Annotated in this window: 20 protein-coding genes; 17 read left to right on the top strand and 3 right to left on the bottom strand. The window is 36.8% G+C overall.

What is annotated here, in order from left to right; all coding sequences use genetic code 11:
* Positions 1-512 precede the first annotated feature (512 nt).
* The gene (locus tag BMSHG_RS04205) at positions 513-863 is read left to right on the top strand and encodes a VOC family protein (protein WP_026073324.1); all 351 of its coding nucleotides are present in this window, start codon (positions 513-515) and stop codon (positions 861-863) included.
* 261 nt (positions 864-1,124) lie between these two features.
* Here BMSHG_RS04205 and BMSHG_RS04200 read toward each other — a convergent pair whose 3' ends face one another.
* From BMSHG_RS04200 to BMSHG_RS04190, 3 genes are all read right to left on the bottom strand, one after another.
* Positions 1,125-2,822 carry a M3 family oligoendopeptidase gene (locus BMSHG_RS04200; RefSeq protein ID WP_019153189.1) on the bottom strand — a complete coding sequence of 566 codons (1,698 nt, stop codon included), beginning with the start codon at positions 2,820-2,822 and terminating at the stop codon, positions 1,125-1,127.
* A 306-nt stretch (positions 2,823-3,128) separates the two neighbouring features.
* Entirely contained in the window at positions 3,129-4,574 is a 1,446-nt protein-coding gene (gene hpaB / locus BMSHG_RS04195) for a 4-hydroxyphenylacetate 3-monooxygenase, oxygenase component (RefSeq protein WP_019153188.1), read from the bottom strand.
* Positions 4,575-4,753: 179 nt separating this feature from the next.
* Complete coding sequence (locus tag BMSHG_RS04190; protein WP_019153187.1) at positions 4,754-5,239, bottom strand: hypothetical protein; 486 nt, start codon at positions 5,237-5,239, stop codon at positions 4,754-4,756.
* A gap of 296 nt (positions 5,240-5,535) precedes the next feature.
* Here BMSHG_RS04190 and BMSHG_RS04185 point away from each other — a divergent pair, with 296 nt between their 5' ends.
* The 16 genes from BMSHG_RS04185 to BMSHG_RS04105 all read left to right on the top strand — a co-directional run.
* The gene (locus tag BMSHG_RS04185) at positions 5,536-5,985 is read left to right on the top strand and encodes a hypothetical protein (RefSeq protein WP_019153186.1); all 450 of its coding nucleotides are present in this window, start codon (positions 5,536-5,538) and stop codon (positions 5,983-5,985) included.
* Positions 5,986-6,626: 641 nt separating this feature from the next.
* Complete coding sequence (locus BMSHG_RS04180; RefSeq protein ID WP_019153185.1) at positions 6,627-6,890, top strand: metal-sensitive transcriptional regulator; 264 nt, start codon at positions 6,627-6,629, stop codon at positions 6,888-6,890.
* A 399-nt stretch (positions 6,891-7,289) separates the two neighbouring features.
* Entirely contained in the window at positions 7,290-8,147 is an 858-nt protein-coding gene (locus tag BMSHG_RS28650; RefSeq protein ID WP_019153184.1) for a TlpA disulfide reductase family protein, read from the top strand.
* A gap of 734 nt (positions 8,148-8,881) precedes the next feature.
* Positions 8,882-9,883 (top strand): ABC transporter substrate-binding protein, encoded by a 1,002-nt coding sequence (locus tag BMSHG_RS04165; RefSeq protein ID WP_019153182.1) that lies wholly within the window; start codon positions 8,882-8,884, stop codon positions 9,881-9,883.
* Positions 9,880-11,961: an ATP-binding protein gene (locus BMSHG_RS04160; protein ID WP_019153181.1), complete on the top strand. Its 2,082-nt coding sequence runs from the start codon at positions 9,880-9,882 to the stop codon at positions 11,959-11,961. The genes BMSHG_RS04165 and BMSHG_RS04160 overlap by 4 nt, the downstream gene beginning before the upstream one ends.
* On the top strand, positions 11,961-13,292 hold the full coding sequence (locus tag BMSHG_RS04155) for a sigma-54-dependent transcriptional regulator (protein ID WP_019153180.1): 1,332 nt from the start codon (positions 11,961-11,963) through the stop codon (positions 13,290-13,292). Before BMSHG_RS04160 ends, BMSHG_RS04155 begins: the two co-directional genes overlap by 1 nt.
* A 161-nt stretch (positions 13,293-13,453) precedes the next feature.
* The gene (tatA, locus tag BMSHG_RS04150; protein ID WP_019153179.1) at positions 13,454-13,663 is read left to right on the top strand and encodes a twin-arginine translocase TatA/TatE family subunit; all 210 of its coding nucleotides are present in this window, start codon (positions 13,454-13,456) and stop codon (positions 13,661-13,663) included.
* Between the two features lie 5 nt (positions 13,664-13,668).
* A complete protein-coding gene (gene dsrO, locus BMSHG_RS04145) occupies positions 13,669-14,568 on the top strand; it encodes a sulfate reduction electron transfer complex DsrMKJOP subunit DsrO (protein ID WP_019153178.1) in 900 nt (299 codons plus the stop codon).
* A 42-nt stretch (positions 14,569-14,610) separates the two neighbouring features.
* A complete protein-coding gene (nrfD, locus tag BMSHG_RS04140; protein WP_019153177.1) occupies positions 14,611-15,900 on the top strand; it encodes an NrfD/PsrC family molybdoenzyme membrane anchor subunit in 1,290 nt (429 codons plus the stop codon).
* On the top strand, positions 15,893-18,991 hold the full coding sequence (locus tag BMSHG_RS04135) for a molybdopterin-dependent oxidoreductase (protein ID WP_019153176.1): 3,099 nt from the start codon (positions 15,893-15,895) through the stop codon (positions 18,989-18,991). Before nrfD ends, BMSHG_RS04135 begins: the two co-directional genes overlap by 8 nt.
* Positions 18,992-19,008: 17 nt before the next feature.
* On the top strand, positions 19,009-19,584 hold the full coding sequence (locus BMSHG_RS04130) for a molecular chaperone TorD family protein (RefSeq protein WP_019153175.1): 576 nt from the start codon (positions 19,009-19,011) through the stop codon (positions 19,582-19,584).
* Positions 19,585-20,025: 441 nt separating this feature from the next.
* On the top strand, positions 20,026-20,748 hold the full coding sequence (locus BMSHG_RS04125) for a GntR family transcriptional regulator (RefSeq protein ID WP_019153174.1): 723 nt from the start codon (positions 20,026-20,028) through the stop codon (positions 20,746-20,748).
* Positions 20,749-20,848: 100 nt separating this feature from the next.
* Positions 20,849-21,367, top strand: a complete 519-nt coding sequence (locus BMSHG_RS04120; RefSeq protein WP_019153173.1) for a M20/M25/M40 family metallo-hydrolase — start codon at positions 20,849-20,851, stop codon at positions 21,365-21,367.
* 13 nt (positions 21,368-21,380) lie between these two features.
* A complete protein-coding gene (locus BMSHG_RS04115) occupies positions 21,381-22,499 on the top strand; it encodes an NAD(P)/FAD-dependent oxidoreductase (RefSeq protein WP_019153172.1) in 1,119 nt (372 codons plus the stop codon).
* 35 nt (positions 22,500-22,534) lie between these two features.
* Entirely contained in the window at positions 22,535-22,819 is a 285-nt protein-coding gene (locus tag BMSHG_RS04110; RefSeq protein ID WP_019153171.1) for an NAD(P)/FAD-dependent oxidoreductase, read from the top strand.
* A 501-nt stretch (positions 22,820-23,320) separates the two neighbouring features.
* A partial coding sequence (locus tag BMSHG_RS04105; RefSeq protein ID WP_019152482.1) for a redoxin domain-containing protein occupies positions 23,321-23,614 on the top strand: 294 nt, incomplete at its 3' end.

Below are 23,614 nucleotides of genomic sequence, written 5' to 3'. Positions count from 1 at the left end.
CCTTTACACAAAAAAGCCACACAATTGTCAGTTGACAGTTGTGTGGCGAAAATAGAGCTAACTCTAGAAAAATCCACGTCCTAAATAGGTTTTATTATATAAGTTATTTTAAAAGTATAATAGCAGCAATGGCAATTGTCAATGACATGGAACCGATATGAATACTGTAGGGACTGTTCAGATAATAGATAGGTTAAAGAGCCAATCCATAGAACCGAAGAAAAAGCCCTTTTACAAGATGTCTAATTGATCTTTGTTCGGTTTCAACCTATTTTTGAAATCAATAACCGGCCAACTTGTCATGATTAGTTATAGCTTGTACGGGGAAATAAGAAAAAAGAGAATGGAGTTGGTTCATGTAATCACCAGTCCAAGTTTCTCTTAGAATGAAATTATTTAGGAATGTAAAGATGATCCAAGAAGGACTATCGTCTAGTTTTGTTGAAGTTAGATATTTAACAAGGGTAAGCTTGTAGTAAATAGAAAATATTAGTTACTTGGAGGTGGTAATAATAAAGGTGAAGCGAATTGTTGCCAATGTAGAGACACGGGACATATCTAAAGCAAGACAATTCTACGAGGAAATACTTGGACTTGATCAATTAATGAACCACGGATTTATTGCAACCTACGGTTCACATGAAAAAATGCCCATTGAAATAAGTTTCCTTTCTGAGGGAGGATCTGGAACTTTAACTCCAGACTTATCAATTGAAGTTGATGACCTTGATACAGCACTTATCCGCATGAAAGAAACAGGGATTCCTATTGAGTATGGACCAGTTAAAGAACCATGGGGGGTTCGTCGCTTTTATGTACGAGATCCATTCGGGAAGTTAGTCAATATTCTTGCCCATCTGTAAACAAATGAGATATCAGACATGTTGAATCTTCCTCAAACGGGCTAGATTGGAATGAAAATGGCAAATGCAATAGAGTTAATTTAAGGGCTCGAGCTTGTTTAGTTACATGCGGCTTATTTGTAAGGATAGTAGCTCCACATGCTTTCTTTTCTCAATCAATTGGTGTGGTTTCAGATAGATAATTTAATGAGTAATGCAAAAGGCACAACTAGATAATCTCACTAGTTGTGCCTTGTTACGAGCATTACGTGTCCCCATGCGTTAATGAATATCTTGTATCACTTTTTCTAGGAATTCACCCATTCGTTTAACGGCTGGTTCAGAAAAATCAAAGCTGACACCAGTTTCTTCATAAATGGCTGCAATGGATTGATTGTAGTCCGCACTCGCACCTTTTTTAAAGGATTCAATTGCTTGTTTTGGGTCTTTCTGATAATTCTCAAGTAATTGTAGAGCGCCAAGCATCGACATGGAGTATTCAATATTATAAAAAGGATACTGGAAATAATGAATGGTGCCTGCCCAGCTCATCCCAATTTCTTCTTCAAACCCAGTAGTGTCGACAGGGTTTAACCCATAGCGTTTGGAGATTTCAAAGTATTTTTGATCACGCTCTTTAGCCGTATGGTTAGGGTTCGTATACATCCAATGCTGGAAAAGATCTCCTGATAATGGACCGAACAACATCGTAAAGGCTCTTCTCAGTTCTTCCCTCTGCGCTCTTTTAAAGTCTTCATCATCTGGATAAAAACGATCAAGCTTATCCAATAAGAGCAATTCCATTCCATGAGAATACAACTCAGCTACTTCCGATCGAAGTTGGTAGTCTTCTATAGGCCCGTGCTCGGAAAACTCAAGGTATCCATTTACCGCATGGCCCATTTCATGAATTAAGGCGATTAGTGAGAAAAAGGATGGACTAAAGTTTGCAAAAACAAAGGTATCCCCAGAGACAGGTAAGAAGGTACAGAAACCACCTGGGCTTTTTCCTTTTCGATCACCAAGATCTAGTAACCCATTCTCTCTCATATAATCAAATCGCTCTGCAAAATAAGGATCGGTTTTACCTAACATTTCTGAGACACCATCCATAAGAGTAGAGACTTCGGCATATGGAGGATTTTTCATCAATTTAGCCGTGTTGTCCCAAGGGCGGTAGGTATCAACACCAAGTTTGGATTTAAAAACGTCTGCGAGTCGATTCCATGCTGGGATAATATGTTTTTCTGTATTTTCATGGAAGTCATAGCAATCTTGGACCGAATACTCACGATTTTTGACGACGAACATATAATCGCGATAATTATCAAATCCCGCATTTAAAGCAATTTGATGGCGGACTTGAATGAGTTCATTCATGAGGGCATCCATTTCTGGCTTAATTTGACGAAAGGCTGTCCCCATTTTGTTAAAAGCTTTTTTGCGAACGGCTCGGTCTAGATGATCGAGCTGGGATTGGATAAACGGGAAAGGCTTTTCCTCACCATCCCACTCAACGGTTAAGCCTCCCATAATTTCACTATATTTAGTAGCAAGTTCTTGTTCTTTTACCATCAATGGAATGTTTTCTTCTCTGAACAATTTAATCTTGGATTCACGTACTGTTCGCATGAGGCCATAACGTTTGTCCTCTAATTGGTGAAAAAAAGGAGAATTACAGCATTTTTCATTCAGTTTGGCTTCATATTTCATTAAAAGAGGTTGGACGACTTGCTGATCATGAAGATAAGTAGACTTAATTTTTGTATCCTCAGTGTTTCGAAGGAAGTCCACTTGGTGACCTGTCATCGCTTCTTCAATTTGAATCATTACATTCCTTTCCTCTTTTAACCAATTTTCTAAATCAGAAACCGATTCAATTGGAACATCAAGTAAGCTTTGAATTTGAGCTTCTAACCCCTCAACATCCTGTAGATCAATTAATTCTTTATAATAGTTGTGACTTAATTGTTGTGCCATGAGTGACTCTCCTTCTTCATTTTGAAATTTTCTTAATATTTATATTATCATAGAATCGAAATCTAAGTATCAAATTTAGTTATTAATAGATGGAGCATTACTCGTCGCTTTTTTATTGCGAGGTTAGAAGAAAAGCTGTGCTAGGGAAGTACTCGTAGCTCAGGGTGAATAAACGCGGTTTCTGAGAAAATAAGTTTTCATGATAAAATAAAACAGGAGGTTCTAATGGAGTAGAAACGCCTGTTTTTTCGTTGCACTGATGAAGGGTGATGGTACTCCGTACTACGGAAAATTAGAGCACATTCCTTAATTTTTGAGATTCAAAAAATTTATGACATCAGCAGTATGCTGATCTTTTTCATAATTTTTGTATAGTCTACTGGATAATTTAATGGGATCGCCAAAAAAGTATCTTTCATATTGGGTTTGCCTTGTTCCGAATGCACTCATTGTAAGATCCCATGCTAAACGGAACAGTTTAACTCGGTTCTCAGCATTCATACCCTCTGCCTGAAGATATTGATCCAGATCTGCCCTGATTTCAGAATTAAAAGCTTTTTCGGTGGGTAATGAGATCAAACCGCTAGCTCCAATTAATTGTATAATTTCACTGAAACGCGGATAAATTCTAGGAAAAATATTGCTGGCGACTTGCAATGGGATCGGGCTGGGACGCATATAACCCCACTTATCCAATTCTGCATCATTTTCTGACTTCTCCAACAGAGCTTTCATTGTTTCTAGACCTATGATGATTTCCGAAACTTTTTCTTGTATATGTTGATAGTCACCAACATGAATCGTCTCGATCAGGAGTTGAGCAATCCCAAGGATAAATTCTGTTTTTACAATTTGTCGGGTTACTACTTGATGGTAGGCAAAATTGTTAAATGAATTTTGATTCATAAAATCTGTCACTGCATCTACATTATCATAAAAAAATACACGGTCCCATGGTACTAACACATTGTCAAAGACAACGATGGAATCCATTTCTTCATAACGTGTACTTAAGGGGTGATCGAAAGCAGATTCTCCTCCTACAAAAGATTCTCTACAAATAAATTTTAGACCTTTTGTGTTAGAAGGGATCGAAAAGGCGAACTCCCCATCACTATCAAAAAATGATCTTGGAGCAGAAATGACAAGTACTTCATCGGTTAAGCCGCCCTGAGTAGCAAGAAGGCGTGCACCCTTTATGATCAATCCTTGTTCATTTCGTTCAACGATTTTTGCGGAGATCGGATTCTCAGGAGCTTCCCAATAGAACTGGGAGCGATTCACCTGGGGAGTTATAAATGTGTGTGTGAACGATAGATCGTGTTCCATGGCTATCTTATATAGGGATTGAATATTTTCAGGGAAGCAATTTTCCTTGCCGCGTAAGATAGCGGCGGAGGAGGCTAAGCTCATTATTGCTGTGTTCATATAGTCAGGGCTTCTTCCCATCAAGCCATGAGTGAATCTTGCCCAATATTCCATCATCTTTCTTCTTCTCTTTAGATCCTCTTTTGTCTTTGGTTGCATATAAGAAAGGCCAATTGGCTCTATATGTTCAGGTAAAAAGAAAGTCATCTCCTCTTTTAGTTTGGGATCATTTTGTAAATCATATAGGGAAGCCTTCTCCTTAAGAATTCCTTTAAAGGCAGGGTGCTCAGAAATTTTCCCGACAACTTTTTTGCCGTTAAACCAAATTTCGTTTTCTAACTTATTCAAACGATCAAGAAAAGCTTTTCCAGTAATAATTCCCACTTTTTACACGCTCCTACTGTAGCAACATCTCAAAAATACAAATTAGATAAGATAGTAACATCTTATTGGATAACTGGGTTCCAGGTTCCCGCTGGAAAAGCTATTTTTTATCTGGTTCAAATACGGAAAATGTTCAATCTCCACTGAAATAATTCGGTCCTGTTTTACGACTGGTTCCATCAGCACAAAACGATGATTCTATAGGGTGTTGTTTGAGCAGGAATGCTTTTCGTGGATGGTCCATAGATAACGATTAAATTGCGGTTAGTGAGATTTCTTGTGAACGGTTGCCCATTTGTTAAAACGATTTGCGTATACGGAGATAGATTTAATCGTAATTGTCCGTCAGTGCTTACTAACTGATCATTAAAATAAGCAACTTTTACATTTTGGTCAGGACGATCTTTTACGATGACAAGTGCTTGATATTGTGGGGGGAAAATAAGGGGAGCAGGTGCATTTCCATCATAATATCCAGTTACGCTGTCTCCAACTGTCACGATTTCATGGTTCACAAAGTAAGTGGTAGGTAAAACTAAGAAATTCACCATATTTCCTGAACTGTTTTCAACAGCTATTAATTTATAACAACCTTCTCCATTTTCTCCGATAATCAAATCATTAATTGATGTTACAGTCCCTTGAAAAGAAATAAAATTAGTCATTTCCCATACCTCCATTTAGACAAGCGGCGTACCATATATCCACCAAAAATTAAGGTGATATCTAGTTTACAATATGTATGTAAATACCAATAAGAATAGGTGCATGCCCATAAAGTTATAAATAGTTTTATGTAGTGAATGGAATCAATTAATGAAATGCACAGTGTTCCTCCAATTTGTTAGAGTTATTAAAATGAACTATATTAGGCAAAGACACATTTTCAGGAAACAAGTTTCTAGGTTAATGTCTTAGGAGTATGATGACGTGAACTAAAGTAAAGATAGGAGTGTATCGTATGTATCCAAGTAATGTAAATCTGTATTATCATAATCCTAATCTTTCCACAAATTCATGCCAAGAAGACTTCAGTTACAATGAAGACACAGATGAAAGATTATTTAGCCAATTTTCCCCTCAATTATTAATGCCACCAGGGCAGCCTGGATTTCAATCGCCGTTTGGGCCACCTAGTCAAGGTCCAGTGGGGGGAGGACCACCAACCTTTTCACCGCCATCGTTCGTGCCTACACAAACACAACAAATTGAAGCATTTGCTGTAGATCCTGGCAGCATTAGAGGATGTTTATTCAGGTTTACGTACGTATGGCTAAGAGGTTTTCAACAATTTTGGTTCTATCCTATTTTTGTTGGGCGAAACTCTGTCGCTGGTTGGCGTTGGGATGGATTTAGATGGGTTTATTTCGGAATAAGCTTACGACAAATTCAATCTTTCACTTGCTTTTAAAAAGCATTAGAAATAACTCGTATTAGTAGGAAAGAAAGATACCAACTAATACAATTAATTTTATTTTATGGGCGAAACTTTTAAATAAAGTATCGTCTATTTTTGATTTCATGATGAACCCACTCGTGAATGAAGGGGGTTCGCTAATTGCGGCACCCCTTTTGAAATGATAGCTAAATGTAGAAAACTACCAAGGGTGTAAAATAACTATTCACATACCAAGTAAAAGAACAAAAGTTAGATAACATAATTGTAGGAATAGTAGAACTCGTGACAAGGAACTTGATCGGAGCGAAGCCGATTTCTACGCACTGAATTCACTGGAGCAGAATTAAAGATTACTAGTTCCCCGATCATAGATGCAATACTTCATAAATACTAGAATTAGCATTTATGAAGTGACAGGAAAATTACTAGCTCGCCAAGGGGTTGCTAAAGGATATAATATTAAATAAAAACGTTCAGACTTTTAAGGATGAACATCATCAGCGTGTAGGATAAAAATCATTGGGACGGTCCCTTTATTTCCTTCGATACTCGAAGAAAATAGGAGGGCTGTCCTTCTGTTTTGGTTGACTTTATACCCGATAGGGTATAAAGTGAGGGTGTTTACAATATTCCTTTTGAGAGAGGCTAGATTTATGGAATACAATGATCAAATGAAAAATAGAGTTAAACGGATTGAGGGACAAGTAAGAGGTATTTTAAGAATGATGGAAAAAAATAAGGACTGTAAAGAAGTCATTACACAGCTTTCTGCTACGCGAACAGCCATTGATCGTACAATTGGTGTGATCGTTAGCACAAACTTAGTAGAATGTGTTCAGAATGCAGAACATCAGGAAGAAAAAAGTATGGAAGAGATTGTAAAGGAAGCAGTTGAACTCTTGGTGAAAAGCAGATAAGAAAGGATCGAACTCTTTTATTTTATATAAAGAATACCCATTGGGGTAATTGGGATTAGTTTGGGATGGAAATTTTGATCAAGCAAATTTGAATGTCGAAATATGCTCAGGAGGTTTTAGGATGTCCAATCAAGAAAGACAGACTAAGAATTGTATCAATACTGGCTCTTGAGGAATTAGCCGGAAGAAGGTTTCTGGGAAAGGAAAGCAGGTTAAATAACCTCTACCAATATGACCTGGAACTTTTGTATGGCTCCTGGTAGGAGTCGCTTATCTGATTTATAAAGTGGTCAGTTGGATTTTTTAACGTCCAATATAAATAGATTTTTTTGACAAATGTTCAAAATATAGAAGGAGGAGATATAAATAGAGGTTGTCCAAATTGGTTTTTTTACCATTATGATAAAATGGATAATTCTTGGTACAGCGATTGTTGTCGGTTTTATTATTTTGAAACTATGGTTGCGACGTTCACAAAAAGAAGAAACTAGAAAGCAATTGTTTGAACTGACATTAAATAGTGTTTTTTGGGCCTTTGTAATTTGGAAAGGAAGTTTACTGTTGTTGGAGCCGAAATTAGTTATTGAAAGTCCAATGTCTTTATTGTATTTCACTGGTGGTATGAAGGGTTTGATCCTAGGTATATTCGGTGCTCTAGTCTATTTTATTATGAAGACAAGAAAATTAAAGATAGCAAACTTTGTGATTCTGCAGACCACGGTTGTTTTTGCCTTTGCCGTTATGAGTGGATATTTTCTAGTAAATCTCCTTTTGAATCATGATCAGCCAAAAATGATTACTACTGCTGATACAAAGACAGTAGTAATTGGGCTCCAAAAAGGGAATAAAGCACCGGATTTTCAATTAAAGACTGTAGATGGCACAGAGGTAAGGCTTTCTGATATGCATGGAAAAAAAGTGATTGTAAACTTTTGGGCAAGTTGGTGTCCTCCTTGTAAAGCCGAAATTCCACATATGCAAGATTTCTATGATTCAACAGACAAAACAAAAGTAGAAGTTCTCGCCATTAATTTGACCGAATCAGAAAAAGAGCCAGGAAATGTAAAAGACTTTATAAAAGAGAGGAATGTGACTTTTCCTGTTTTACTCGACCAAGATGGAGATGTGGGTGAACAATACCAAGCGATAACGATTCCGACAAGCTATGTGATTGACTCTCAAGGGACTGTTCAAAAAAAAATGATAGGGCCTATGGATAAAGAGATGATGAAGCAATTAACTGAAGATATCAATTGAAGGAGCAGCAATTGCTTAAGGTGCACTTTTAAACGCAATCGCTTTGACGAGATTATTCATTTTTCTGCTAATCTACAGATATGTTTAACATTTGAAAAAAGAAACTACTATAATGGAGGTATAAACATGGTTAAGGTTACACATGCAGCAATTGCAGCAATTACAAGTGAAGTTCAGGATGTCATCGATGAGGGGAAAAAACCACTGATCCGCTTTTCAATGGGAATCGGTTGAGAGGGGCCACAGCTTCGTCTGACTCTGGAAGAGTCGGCTTTAGAAAATGATGAAATCATTGAGCAAGATGGAATCTGCTTTTTAGTAAATAAACGAGAGCAGGTTTACTTTAATGATGCAAAGGTAGACTATATTAAAACATTATTCGCTGGCGGACAATTTACGGTGCTTCGAGTATAAGTAAAAAGACTTCAGTAACCTTTTTTTAGACCTTAGGTTTGCATGGGCGAAGCGATTCTATATGAGGGAGAATTATATAATGGTATAGCACATGTTATACAATTTGTGTGACAAAAACAAGAATAAAATGACAAGTGGGGTCGTGTCTCACGTCTATAGGCAAGCTATTTATAAGTTCAATTCCTTATAATTAAGGGATTGGACTTTTTGTTGTCAGGAAAAATTATGAAACGTTCATAAGATTATACTTTTTAGGCGGTAAATAAGTTCGAAAAATTCGTTATAGTAAATGAAAAAGCTAGTTAAAAAGGTGTGATTATATGAAAACTAAATGGTTTTTATTTTTCTTAATCATTTTTACACTTTCTTTTATCCTGTATAGTTTTTTTAGCTTTGATAAAGAAGTTCATTTTAAGGTTGGAATTCTGATGGCAGGTGAAGAACGCAATGAAAAATATAATGGATTAAAAAGTGGGTTAGAGGATCTAGGGTATGATTTAAATCAATTTGATTTTATTGTCAAATCTGCTGATAATACTATTTCTTTGGAAAAGAAAATTAAAGAACTTTTAGAAACGGATCTAAATTTAATTGTTACTTTAGGTGGAATTGAAACGACTGAGTTGAAAAGGGAGATGGAGAGAAGAGGAGAAAATGTTCCTGTTGTCTTTGCAGGCGTTGCTGCTCCTATGGAGATGGGAATTATCAATGATTATCAGAAACCTGGTGGGAATTTTACGGGGATAAATAACTATCACACTAGCTTATCTGGTAAAAGACTGGAATTATTATGTGAGCTCATCCCTTCCATTGAGAGAGTTCTGATCTTTTATGATCCAGATGTCGTTGTAAGTAAGTTAAGTCTGCAAAAGATAGAGGAAGCAGCAGATGTACTTTCGATTACTCTGAAACTATTTGATATAACAAATCCAAACTATAAGAAAGAGATTGAAAATACAACAAGAGAGAATGACGCAATACTCATATTACCAAGTTTCCGGATCGAATCGTTAACAGGAGAGATTACGGCACTATCTTATAATTATCATATTCCCGTAATGGGGATATATGAGAATGAGGTAAAAGCTGGATATACAGCAAGCTATGGAACAAGTTTTTTTGAGCAGGGCTATCAATCTGCGCGGTTCGTAAGTTCAGTTCTACAGGGAAATTCACCGAGTCAAATACCGATAGAATTGCCTGACACTGTTCGTTTTCTCATTAATAGGGAAGTAGTTGAAGATTTAAACATCTCCATTGATGCTAACTTAATCAATATAGCAGAATTTATTAATCAGGTAGAAAGGGATGAGAAAAAATGAAAAATCCCCATTTATTTACCTGGTTTTATTCACAATCAATTCGAAATAAAGTGTTGGGTTTTGGTGTTTTAATGTCTACCATCCCCCTTTTGTTTATCAGTTACTTTTATTATACACAGGTAAAAATAGATTTAGAGGAGAGAATTAGTGAGAAACAAGAATTACTGACTAAAAATCTGTCAAATGAGATAAAGCTTGATTTCAGTCAAACGTTTCAACAGATTCAAATGTTTTCAGCATTATCGCAATTCGGTGGTCAAAAAAGGGGATTTTATAAAATATTGCAACAAAATGAATCGATTGAAGAAATGGTCATTACGGACAATAGGGGGCTAGTGGTAGAAAGAGTCTCAAGGTACCAACTTAATTTTCCTAAAAAAGATGAAAATTGGTTTACGGATGATATGTGGTCAGATTTTCAAACAAGAGATCGAGCATATGGAAATGTTGAGTTCAATGATTTTGGACAACCAATTATTAAGCTAGCAATCCCATTCCTCAATAATGGAGAACGATATGGGATTGGTGTTAGCATGCAACTTCAGAAGATTATTGGAAAGATATCATCTTTAAGACAGGAGTCTACTTCTTATTTATATTTACTCGATAGGGACGGTAGGATTATTGCTCATCAGGACTACAGTAAGTTATGGGAAGAAACGGTTAAGAAAAAAACTCACGATGTTCTTAGTACAAAAACGAATATAAATGAATTGGAATGGACGTTAGTAATGGAACAGCCTAAGGGCACGGCTTACGTTCCAATTAATAAAATGTTCCAAAATGGAATTACTGCTGTGGCGTTAAGTACACTCATAATTAGCTTAATCAGTATTTATGCTGGGCTATATTTTACAAAGCCTATACTTGTATTGGATCGAGCAATGAAGAAATTAAAACTTGAAAAAAAGATAGAACCAATCGAGTTTAAACAAATGGATGAAGTAGGAAAGCTTGCTCAAACGTTTAATAGGATGGCTGAGGAGTTACACGCCAAATCTCTACAACTAGAAATGGAGAAAGAAAGGCTAAATCTGGTGGTGGAAGGAATTGGAGCTGGATTGGCTCTAGTCACAAAGGATTATTCTATTACATGGATGAATCCAACCTTAAAATCGTGGATGGACCATAAAGATTTTCATTTACCGTGCTATTCGGTGATAGGCGGGTATGAGAGTCCTTGTGTTGATTGTCCTATTACAGATGCCGATCTCAGGGATGAGAACTATAGTAAAATCATGAAGCACAAATCCAAAAAGGGGATGGAAAGAATATTTCATCATCGTGTCTATCCTCTCAATCATGCAATTGAAGGTGAAGGAGAGTTTTTAGTAGTAATCGAAGATATTACGGAACAAAAAGAAATGGAAGAAAAAATCATTCAGACAGATAAACTATCTGCATTAGGCTTAATGGCATCAAGTTTTGCACATGAGGTGAATAACCCTTTAACAACGATAAGTGTGTCTGCTGAAGACTTATATGACAGATTACAGACGGAAGATCAGGATTTAGAAGAAGAGGAAATGGAAGATTATTTACAAAAAATCATCGAGAATACAAAACGTTGCAAACGGATAACAAGTAATTTACTTAACTTTTCAAGGAAATCAAATTGGAATTATAGCTTTATTGATATGGAAGAAACGCTGTACAATAGTATCCAATTGATTGAACACACACTGAAGAAGAATAGAATCGTTATTGAACGGACGGTTGACTTTCCGTTATCAAGACTTGAAGGGGATAGTTTAAAGCTTATGCAAGTGTTTGTGAATATCATCAATAATGCGGTTGATGCGATGGAAGATGGTGGTAAGCTTATGATTCATGTATTTGAGAAAAACAATCATATGAATATTTCTTTTCAAGATACAGGCACCGGAATTCCTCCTGAGAATCTATCAAACATTTTCGATCCGTTTTACACAACAAAACCAGTCGGAAAAGGTACGGGTCTTGGTCTTTCTGTCTGTTATGGGATTGTGAAACAATTCGAGGGAAATCTGGAAATTGAAAGTAAACTGGGAGAAGGAACAAAAGTCACAATTTATATTCCTTTGAAGGAGGAAAAATGATGGGTTCAACAAAACTCTTAGTAGTAGATGATGAGAAAGATTTACTTGAGTTACTCGTCAAAAGATTGACAAGAAAAGGTTATGAAGTTCATTCAGCGAAAAGTGCAGAAAATGCTTTACCTCTACTAAAGAAGTTTTATTTTGATATAGCTATTTTTGATATTCGATTGCCGGAAATGGATGGGATTACGCTTTTAAAAGAAACAAAACAAATTCAGCCAGATATTGAAATCATTGTATTAACAGGTCATGGAACAATCGAAACAGCAATTGAAGCAATGAAACAGGGGGCATTTGACTATGTTACAAAACCTTATAATTTAAAAGAATTAGAAATCATAATAGAAAAGGCAGGGGATAATAAAAGATTAATAGAAAAAAACGATAGTATGAGAAAGATTATTAGGCAACAAAATGAGTTTCAGATTGTTGGTGAAAGTAGCACCATTCAAAATGTCATTCAATTGACTGAGCGTATAGCTGATAGTATGGTTCCAGTCCTTATAGAAGGTGAGAGTGGTACAGGTAAGGAACTATTCGCAAAAGCTTTACACTTCTGGAGCTCTCGCTGTGATGAACCATTTGTTGCTGTAAACTCTGGAGCCCTCCCTGAACAACTGCTTGAAAGCGAGTTATTTGGGCATATTAGAGGAGCATTTACTGGAGCAAACCAAGATAAAAAAGGCCTAGTAGAGGCAGCAGATGGTGGAACCTTATTTTTGGATGAGCTTGCGGAGATGCCACTTGTTCTCCAAGTGAAGCTTCTAAGATTTCTAGAATCGGGGGAATTTAGAAGAGTTGGAGATGTAAGAGAAAGAAAAGTAAATGTGAGAGTAGTAACGGCAACGAATGCCAATATGGAAAAGGAAGTAGTTGCTGGAAATATTCGTGAGGACCTTTTTTATCGATTGAATGTAATGAGACTTGTGATTCCTCCTTTAAGGGAAAGAAAGGAAGATATCCCTTTATTAATTGACTTTTTTTTAGAAAATAAGAACTGCGAAAAGAGATTATCACAAGCGGCGATGAACGAGCTAAAACAATACTCTTTTCCAGGAAATGTGAGAGAGTTACATCATTTGATTGAACGTGGAATTTTATTAGCAAGGACGAATATCATTGAACCAGTTGATCTCTTTATAGGTAATCATGAAAGGAAGAAAAGTGAACGGGAAGAAGTATTATTGAGTTTGGAGGATGTTGAAAAAGCTCATATTGAGACGATTTTATTTGAAACGAGCTGGAATAAGACGAAAGCTGCTGAGCAGTTGGGGATTAGTGTTAGAAATCTTTATCGCAAAATCGAGCAATTTAATTTAATGAAATCATGACAATTTGACAATGAAATTAGAACGTAGTGAGACAAATTGGCAAAGTAGCTGCACCTAACCTTATGTTAGGTGTTTTTTCTTGCTAATAAATAAAGGGTTTTATAATTGGCACGCTACTTGCAATATGTGAAGTGATTAACATAGTAAAGGATGTGAAAAAGATGTTGTCAAATATCGGAATCCCTGGTCTTATTTTAATTCTTGTATTAGCGTTAATTATTTTCGGACCGAAGAAGCTCCCGGAAATTGGAAGAGCCGTTGGTCAGACTCTTAAAGAGTTTAAAAAATCAGCAAGTGAACTGTCAAAAGAAACTGTTCAAGATGAAATGAAGGAGACAAAAACGGAACTGAAAAATATGAAGGAGATGTAGGCATCATGTTATTTAGAAAAAATGATTTAGAGCCAGAGGATTATTCCAAATTAGCAGATGGTTTTGTGCCAAACCCAGATCAAGTGTTAAAAACGAGTCGATATGATTCAGATTTAGGAAAGAATATGGCAAAAGATGCGAGAAAAGTAATTAGTGGTGATCTTGATATTAAAGATTTTCACCAAGCTTATTCGAGTTCATTACTTCAAGAGTTTGGAGAGCAAATGACGAGTGAGGAAACCTTGCCAAATAAAACGAATGCCTCTCAGTCTGGCGTGCGCTGGGGAATGGTTATCGATCTAAAGAAATGTGTTGGATGTGACACATGTACCGTTTCCTGTAAAGCAGAAAATCGAACTCCACCTGGGATGTCTTATAATGTTGTCCTTGAAACGATTAAAGGAGAATTTCCTAATATTTCCGTTACTAATTTACCAAGACCTTGTATGCAATGTGATAAACCACCATGTGTCCAAGTTTGCCCAACAAGGGCGACATACAAGATGAAGGATGGAATTGTCGTAATCGACAATGACCGCTGTATCGGATGTCGCTATTGTATGGTTGCTTGTCCTTATGGTGCAAGATCATATGATTTTGGAAATAGCTATGAGGACGAAATGCTTGGTTACAATGATATAACAAGTCCAGAATATGGAATGGATCGTGGAAAGAGGAAAAATGGGGCTATACCGGAGGAGACTGTGAGGAAATGTAATTTCTGTTATCACCGTCTACAGCGTGGAGAAGAACCGGCATGTGTAGAAACTTGTATAGGAGATGCTCGGTATTTTGGAGATTTAAATGATCCGAATAGTGTTGTATCAAAGCTAGCAGCTAGTTCGCGTGCTTTCAGGCTGAAAGAGGAGCTAGGAACTGAACCAAGGGTTTACTATTTAAGATAAGTTGCGTAAAGCTTCTATGAATAAGAAGAGGAGTTGGAATAAATGAGTGTAAATGCAAAAGTTAATCAAGATTTAGAATTGCACCAGCGAAAAAAAGGTATGCTTGAAAAAATTTACTGGATACTTCTTTTGTTGGTTTTTGCGATTGGTGTGTATTTTATTATTACTGGCTATTTCATGGAAGGGATGTCTTCAACAAATTTATCAAACCAAGTTCCTTGGGGAGGTTGGGTTGCCTTCTACATTTATTTTATTGGACTGAGTGCGGGTTCTTTTCTATTATCTACACTAATATACGGCTTCGGAATGGAGAAATTTGAGAAGATTGGACGCTCGGCATTATTAACAGCGATCGTATGTATGATGACAGGCATACTTTTCATATCCCTCGATATAGGTCGTCCAGATCATATGATGAATGCGGTTATCTATTGGAATGTTACAAGTACAATGTCATGGGAAATCCATTTCTACATCGTATACCTTATTTTGCTCTTAACAGAGTTATATTTTGCGATGAGAATGGATCTAGTTAGTCTATCAAAGATGAACAGTTTAAAAGGGAATATTGCAAGAATATTAGTTTTTAAGAAAAAGGAGTATACCGAAAGCGATTATAGACAAGACAAAAAGCTAATGAAGGTGTTGGGGATAATTGGTATTCCCCTTGCGATTTTGGGTGTTCATGGTGGAACGGGGTCTATTTTTGCAGTTGCCAAGGCTCAGCCCTATTTGAATTCTGCCTTGTTCCCGTTAATATTTATCGTCTCAGCACTCGTCTCAGGAACAGCTTTATCCATTGCTATTTATGTCATTAAATGTAAAGTAAAAAAAGAGGGAATCGACCGTTCCATGGTTCATTCTCTTGGTAGTATGCTTGCCTTATTTCTTGCGATCGAGATCATTATGGTTTGGTATGAATTTCTCGTTGGTTTCTACGGGCTAGAACATGAAGAGATAGGAACGATAAAACTGATGATGACTAGCTCATATTCATGGACTTTCTGGCTCCTACAAATGGGATTTGCTTTAGTCATTCCATTGATTCTACTTTTGCTTAAAAAAACGAAGGAGTCAATCAAATGGCTACTTGCATCAGCAATTATTGTACTTATTGGGGTAGTGGGTGTTCGATTTAATATGGTTATCCCTACACTCATTATGCCTAAGCTAGAAGGCTTGCCTTTTGGCCACTATAGTATGAACTTATCAGAGTGGGCAACTACTTTTGGACTTCTTGCACTATGTTTAATGATTTACACGATAGGTGAGAAACTGCTGCCAATAGATGAACTTTATTCCCGGGAAAATGGAGTGAGTAAACATGAGTAAGGATAAGATGAATCGTAGAGGATTTCTAAAAGCCTTAGGAACAATAGGAGCTGTAGCTGTAGTTGGGCCAGCATTTATTGGGCCGGTTAAGCAAGTAATAAATGGGGTATGGGAAGACGATCTACATGGAGTTGGTACAGAATATCAAGATTATACAGCTGAAAATGTTATTTTTACATCCTGTCAGCAATGTAATGCAACTTGTACGATTAAAGCCTTTATAGTAGCTGGAAGTGCAAATGGAGCCTATTCATCTATTGTACGTAAAATTGCTGGAAATCAGTATAGTCCAATTGGAATGGTACCATACGGCCATATTAACTATGACACTCCAGTAAAACAAGCAGTCAAAGGGACTGGAGATATTGCAAAAGGAGGCAGAGGATTCCGGGGGGCACGTACTTGTTTGAAGGGTCAGGCAGGTATACAAACTTCATATGACACCCATAGAATTCAACACCCATTAAAACGTGTGGGAGAAAGAGGCAGTGGTGTATGGAAGACGGTTACATGGGAAGAAGCATACAAAGAAATTTTAGATGGAAGTAAGGATTTAAATACACCTGGTTTAAAACAAATTTGGGCTTATGCACCTGAGGAAACGGTTATGAGTGATTGGGAAAAGGTGAAAACAGGTGAGATGGAGAAGTCTGCATTTGATAATAAATATAAGGAAGTATTGATTGATACGAACCATCCTGACCTTGGTCCGAAAGCAAATCAAATTGCTGTTATGGCTGGTCACCGTAGAGATTTCATTGAGCGTCTAGCAAGTTCAAGCATCGGTACAGCGAGTTATTATGATCATGGCGGTTATTGTGGCATCACTAGTGTAATGGGAAATGTTCGCTCATTTGATACAACCAAGCAGAAGAAACGGATGATTCCAGATTATGAGAAGGCAGAGTACGTTTTAGTTTGGGGAACAAACCCCTTAACTGCCAATCGCGGACCTACAACATTTGCTCCACAAATTACGAATGCCATCGACCGTGGTATGAAGATGGTCGTTATTGATCCACGCTTCAGCAAAACAGCTGAAAAAGCCCATCTGTGGGTTCCAGTAAAACCAGGAGGGGATGGAGCTCTGGCGATGGCATTATGTCGCTGGATTATTGAAAATAGCCGCTATGATGAAACATACTTGAAAAACCCCAATCAAGTATCTGCAAATGCTGATGATGAAACAACATGGAGCGATGCCACTTATCTTGTGAATGTAGGTGATAAGAAAAGGCCTTTTTTAAGAGCAACAGATTTAGGTCTCGGAAAAGATGAATTTATTGTACTCGAAAATGGTGTTCCTGTTATCCATTCAAAAGCTGGTTATGGGGACTTAGAAGTATCTACGACTATTAATGGAATTCAAGTTAAATCTGTATTTACCATTTTTAAAGAAAAAGTCATGGAAAAGACATTAGAAGAGTATTCTGAAATGTCGAATGTCCCAGTAGAAACAATCAATCAAATTGCTAAGGAATTTACCTCTCATGGTAAAAAGGTAGGGATTCATTCCTATCGTGGACCAGCCATGCATACGAACGGGTATTATAGTGGTCGAGCTATAAATATGTTGAATCATTTGGTAGGAAATCATGATTGGGTTGGTGGAGATACCTCCCTTGGAGCGAAGTTTAAGAACACGGAAGGCCGTTATGACTTAGCAAGTGTTCCTAATGCTAACAAAGCATGGGGAATTCCCGTTACAAGGCATAAAACACCATATGAAAAAACAACTCTTTTTGTTGAAGATGGTTACCCAGCGAAACGACCATGGTATCCACTTGGAAACAAATTGATTCATGATGTCCTACCTAGTTCTGCTGAAGGATATCCGTATAAAATTAGAGCCATCCTAATGAATCGTACATCGCCGATTATGTCTGGACCACGTTCCGACATGCAAGGAAAATTCCTGAAGGATAAAAAGGTTGTTGAGCTTGTTGTTTCATCTGATATTGTAATTGGAGAATCTAGCAAGTATGCAGACTTTATCCTTCCTGATTTAAGTTATTTAGAAAGCTGGAATACAGAGTCTATTTTTCCTATATTAAAATATAAATTTGCAAGCATTATACAACCTGTAACACGTGTTGTACCAAATGCCCGACCTACAGAACAGGTCTATATTGATTTACTGAAGGGAATGGGGCTGCCAGGGGTTGGTGAAAACGCCTTTCCAGACGGTTCTTCCTGTCATAGTTCAGAAGATTATTATTTGAAAATGGTAGCAAATATTGCTTTCGATGGAAAAAAACCAGTAAAAGATGCAAATGCTGAGGAGTTAGCAATATTTGAAAAAGCGAGAAAAAATGCTCTTGGTAAATATTTTGATATTGATAAGTTAAAAAAGTCGGTGAAACCAGGAGAATGGAAAAAAGTTGTATATGTTCTTAATCGTGGCGGAAGGTATGAACCTCAGGGAGATGAACATATAGGTCAACATATTAAATATCAATGGGCAAATCTCGTTCACTTTTATGATGAAAAGGCAGCAGGTTTTAAAAGTGCCTACACAGGTGAATTCTTTGAAGGAGTAGCAATTGCAGATCAAATCAGAAAATATAATGGAGAAGTGTACAAACCTACTAAACCTCTACAGTTTATCAATTGGAAATCTAGGAATATGGGAACACATCGAAATGAAGGAAATGTATGGTTACGTGAAGTAAGAGATGAGAATTATTTATGGGTGAATCCGGTTGATGCAAAGATAAAGGAGATTACAACTGGAGATAAGGTGCAAATTATATCCTCAAGTGCGAAGGAACAAGCCCGTGTTCTTGTTACACCTGGAATTATGCCAGGAGTCGTAGGAGCAAATTTTAGCTTTGGTCATTTTGCATACGGATCAGTAGTAGAAAAAATTGATGGAAAAGAACAAAAACCAGTGGAACGCTATAGCCATTTACCTTTTGATACGAATGTACCCATGCATGAAGAATCTGGATATGCAAGAAGAAGAGGTCAAGGTTTCTCTGTAAATGCCCTCGCCGACGAGGATGACAGCTATTATGAAGGTTTTCTAGCTGACCTCCTGGTAGGTGGTCCTGCCCAACAAGATGTTTTCGTCGATATTAAAAAAATCTGAGTAGGAAGGTGAGATAGATGATTGCGAGTATTGAGGAACAAAGTGGTTTACTAGTACTAACTAATATTCTTGCAACAGTTTGGCTGGGAGATTGGGATAGATATGAAAAGATATTCGAGCAAATGCCTAGTAAGATGAAGGGGGATTTCCCTTTCCACGCACATTATGAAAGAGAAAGTGTTACTCTTTGGCATGAAAATCATTTTCAGATCCCTGGAGATTATTTCATTTCACCATATTATTCTTCTTATACGAATAAGAAGGACGGAGGTGAAGAGGGGAAAAGTAATCTTCTTTGTCTTATAGCTATGTATGAAAAGTTGGGTTTCTACTATCCTTTAGAACGAAATCTTTATCCAGACCACATAGGTTGTTTAACCACTTTTTTAGGTTCAATTTTAAAAGAAAAGATTGTGGCGAGTAAAGAGAAGGATGAAGAGTTGTACGACTTATTGTCAAATCTTGAGGAAGAAGTAGTTTCTAAATATATCAACCCGTTGATTAAACAAATGAGTCAAATTAGATTTGATAATATACAGCACCTATTTTTTGAAAATTTTCTGCAATTCAGTTCTGACATAATACAAGAATAGATACAACTTACAAAATAGTTATTGTAATAAATGATTTGATAACTTTAGAATAAAAAAAAGCACTTTGCAAAAGATAAGTTTTTATGAGGTACCTGTGGTTAGGAAACTTGAAAAGGTCGTCTTCTACGGGTGCTTTTTTCATACCTTGAATTTTAATATATGGAGTAAATTACCTTAATGTTCAGTATTCACCATCGTCCGATACAACACATTAGTTGAGATTCTGTTTTCGATTCTAAAGTTTAATTCTGCCCTAGATATGGTAAGTGGTTACAATTTCCAAGCGAAGGAAAGGATAATGCCTAGTTTGTTTGTTAATATTATAACGGTATAAAAATAAAAATTAAATTTTCAAAAAATATCTTGATTTCTTTTTCTAGTGTTGTTAATCTATAAAAAACAAAAAATATAACATTATAACTTTTAATATAGGAGTAAACGATGAAATTAAATAGAGACTTACCAACGCCACTATATCATCAAGTAAAGGACTACTTAGAAGAAAATATTATTCAGGGAAATTGGGAAGAAGGATACCAACTTCCAGCGGAGAGAGAATTAGCGAAGCAGTTAAAGGTTAGTAGCATTACGGTTAAAAGAGCTATACATGATTTAGTTGACAGAGGTCTATTGTTTAGGCAGAGGGGAAAAGGGACATTTGTTAGTAAGAGAGAAGATAAAGATATTTTTCAGTTAGTCACTTTAAGAAATGAAGCTAGCGACCAAAAATCTCATCCTCATAAAACGTTAAGCTTTGAAGTATTAGATGCTGGCCATTCGGTTGGTACTGCCTTAAATATTGAACCAAGTGATAAAGTATATCGTATTCATCGATTGAAAATTGAGGATAGCAATCCTGTTGTGATTGAATATACTCACATCCCTACTTCTATATTTCCGAGCTTGACGAAACAAGCAATTGATGATGATTTAATCTATAACATGTTTGTTAATAAATATGGAGTGTATTTGGGTAAGGCCAAAATATATTTTTCTACTATTATCGCTTCAGAGTATGAGGCAAATCTTTTGAATATCGAAAGTGGTGAACAATTATTTGTGATAGAAAGATACACGTTCACACAGGGTGAACAAGCAGTTGAGTATTCGAAATTTATTATTAAGCAGGATAAAACCCGTTACTTCGTTGAAGTGAAATTATAATTGTGGTTGTTCATAGTAATGATTCTTTGATAAAGATATAAAGTTATAACTTTATATTTTTATATAAATACGAACCATATACAAGGAGGGGAAAGAAGGGTTGGAAAAAGTATTTCGTTGCATTGAAGAGAATGCACAGCAGTATACAGATTGGCTTATTGAAGCTTGTAATCAGCCCAGCGTTTCCGCGCAAAATCGTGGAATGTCTGAAATGAAAGACCTTGTTATATCTTTTTTAAACAAGATTAACGCAGAAGTCGAAGAGATAGACACGAATGGCTATCCAATTATTTATGGTGAAATCAATAGCGGGAAAGAAAAAACCCTTACCTTCTATAACCATTATGACGTACAACCTGAAGACCCTATTGAGGAATGGCTTAGTAACCCTTTTAAAGCTGAAATACGTGAAGGGAAAATATTTGCTCGAGGGGTTGCAGACAATAAAGGGAATTTAATTGCGCGAATTTGTGCAGTGCACGCTTTTTTGCAAGTGTATGACGAACTTCCGGTGAATATTAAGTTCATATTTGAAGGGGAAGAAGAGGTGGGAAGTCCGCATCTAGAATTCTTTGTGAAGAATTTTCCTGAAAAAACAAGAATATATACCATAATATAGGTGGGTGAATAAAATGAAAGTAGTCGTTATAGGTTCAGGTATTGTTGGATCTAGCACAGCATACCATTTAGCCAGAAAAGGAATTGAGGTAGTAGTAGTAGATAAAGCTCATCAAGGGCAGGCGTCTGCTGCAGGTGCTGGGATTGTTTGTCCATGGATTACTAGAGTAGAAGATCCGGATTGGTTTACGATCGCCAAAAATGGTGCTCTCTATTATCCTCAGTTGGTTTCTGCTCTACAGGACGATGGGGAGGAAGATTTAGGATATCGTATGGTTGGTGCGATGGCTGTTAGTAAAAGTGAGGAAGAATTAGATGTGATTGAACGTAGAATTCTCGACCGTAAGAAGGAAATACCAGAGGTCGGTGAAGTAACTCGCCTCTATGAAGTAGAGGTTAAAGAGCTTTTTCCTCCTATCAACGAGGATTTAAAAGCTGTACATGTGACCGGTGGTGCTCGAGTGGATGGTCGCTCATTAAGAGATGCTATGCAACGAGCAGCTAGCAAGCATGGAGTAACTCGTTATTCTGGGGAAGCTGAATTAGTTACTGAAAATCAGAAGGTAGTGGGTGTAAAAGTCGATGGAGAAATGATCGCTGCTGACAAGGTAATTGTGACAGCGGGTGCTTGGACGAAACAGCTACTGGCACCATTAGGAGTAGAGATCCCCATTGAACCGCAACGAGGACAAATCATTCATTTCAAATTATCAAATGTCGATACATCAAAATGGCCAGTTGTGCTTCCACAAAATAGTTATTATATGCTTGCCTTTGATGATTCAAGAGTGGTAGTTGGAGCAACAAGAGAAGACGGAACAGGGTTTGATTATCGCTTTACAGCTGTCGGTGTAAAAGAAGTCATTGAAGCAGGACTTGAAATTGCACCAGGTCTTGCAGATAGTACCTTACACGAGATGAGAATTGGATTTAGACCAGCAAGTCCTGATATTTTGCCATTACTTGGAACGATCCCTGATTTAGAAGGAATCATCATTAGTACGGGGTTAGGTGCATCAGGTATTACAATGGGACCTTATGTTGGTGTGTTGGCTGGAGAGATAGCTCTTGAAAACGAAATTGATCTAGATTTATCACCGTATAATCCTTTAAGAGCAATTCAGAAGGTTTAACGAAAGCTATCTATCAACTATCAACATATAAGTAGGTGTGTAAGGATGCACATATACAAGAAACAGCTAATCTAGCTCAGCATTATGTTCCTGCGATTAGAAAAACAAAGATCGTCCGTGCCTTCTCTGGAATTAGAGCAATGCCTGAAGATGGTTTTCCGATTTTAGGAGAGATCCCAAATCATGAAAACCTCTATGTAGCTGCTACACATAGCGGCGTCACACTAGGTCCGCTAATCGGGACCCTGATGACTGAATTAATCGTTGATGGAGAAACATCTATCCCGATTGAGCGATATTCTATAAACCGGTTTGGATAGAAGGTTTTCTGCTTATAATAATTGTGCCGCAAACAGAGGGAACTGTATTGATTATTTATACCTAACATCCTTTCATACTCATACTTAATAACTTTAAATAGGTGATGCGGATTTCAAGATAGGAGATCTGGAACTGAAAAAAGCTCAAGTCCTTAAACTGTAAGGATTTGAGCTTTTTTGTCCGTAATTTACATTTTCCTCTTCGATAAGTGGATGGTTAAAATAAGTGGTGGTTGGATAGTGCAAATGGCTGGAATTTTCTTATGATAAGAATGAAACAACTGTTATTTTGGGGGATTATTATCATTTTAGTTTTGTCTCACTCTGGAGTTTGTTAATGAAGAGCGGGTTTTCATTAGATTATTTGTGACAAAATTGTGAAATAAATCATATTTAATTGACATACAATAATTATTATATGATGATAACTATATAATAATAATTATTATAAATAAAATCCTTAAAAGGGATTTTGGGTATTTTTAAGGGAGGAATTTTAACATGTCTTTAATTGGAAAAGAAGTATTACCTTTCACAGCGCAAGCGTATCACAATGGAGATTTTATCACAGTAAGTGAAGAAAACTTTAAAGGGAAATGGAGTGTTGTTTGCTTTTATCCTGCAGATTTCACGTTCGTATGCCCTACTGAGCTTGAAGATCTTCAAAATGAATATGCAACATTAAAGGATCTTGGCGTTGAAGTATACTCTGTGTCTACAGATACTCATTTCACGCACAAAGCATGGCATGATCATTCAGAGGCAATTGGGAAAATAACGTATATTATGATTGGT

Origin of the sequence: Robertmurraya massiliosenegalensis JC6, from assembly GCF_000311725.1 — a bacterium.
Taxonomy (GTDB): Bacteria; Bacillota; Bacilli; order Bacillales; family Cytobacillaceae; genus Robertmurraya; species Robertmurraya massiliosenegalensis.
The sequence above is the reverse complement of the archived record's forward strand: the minus strand, read 5'-3'. Positions and strand labels throughout refer to the sequence as shown.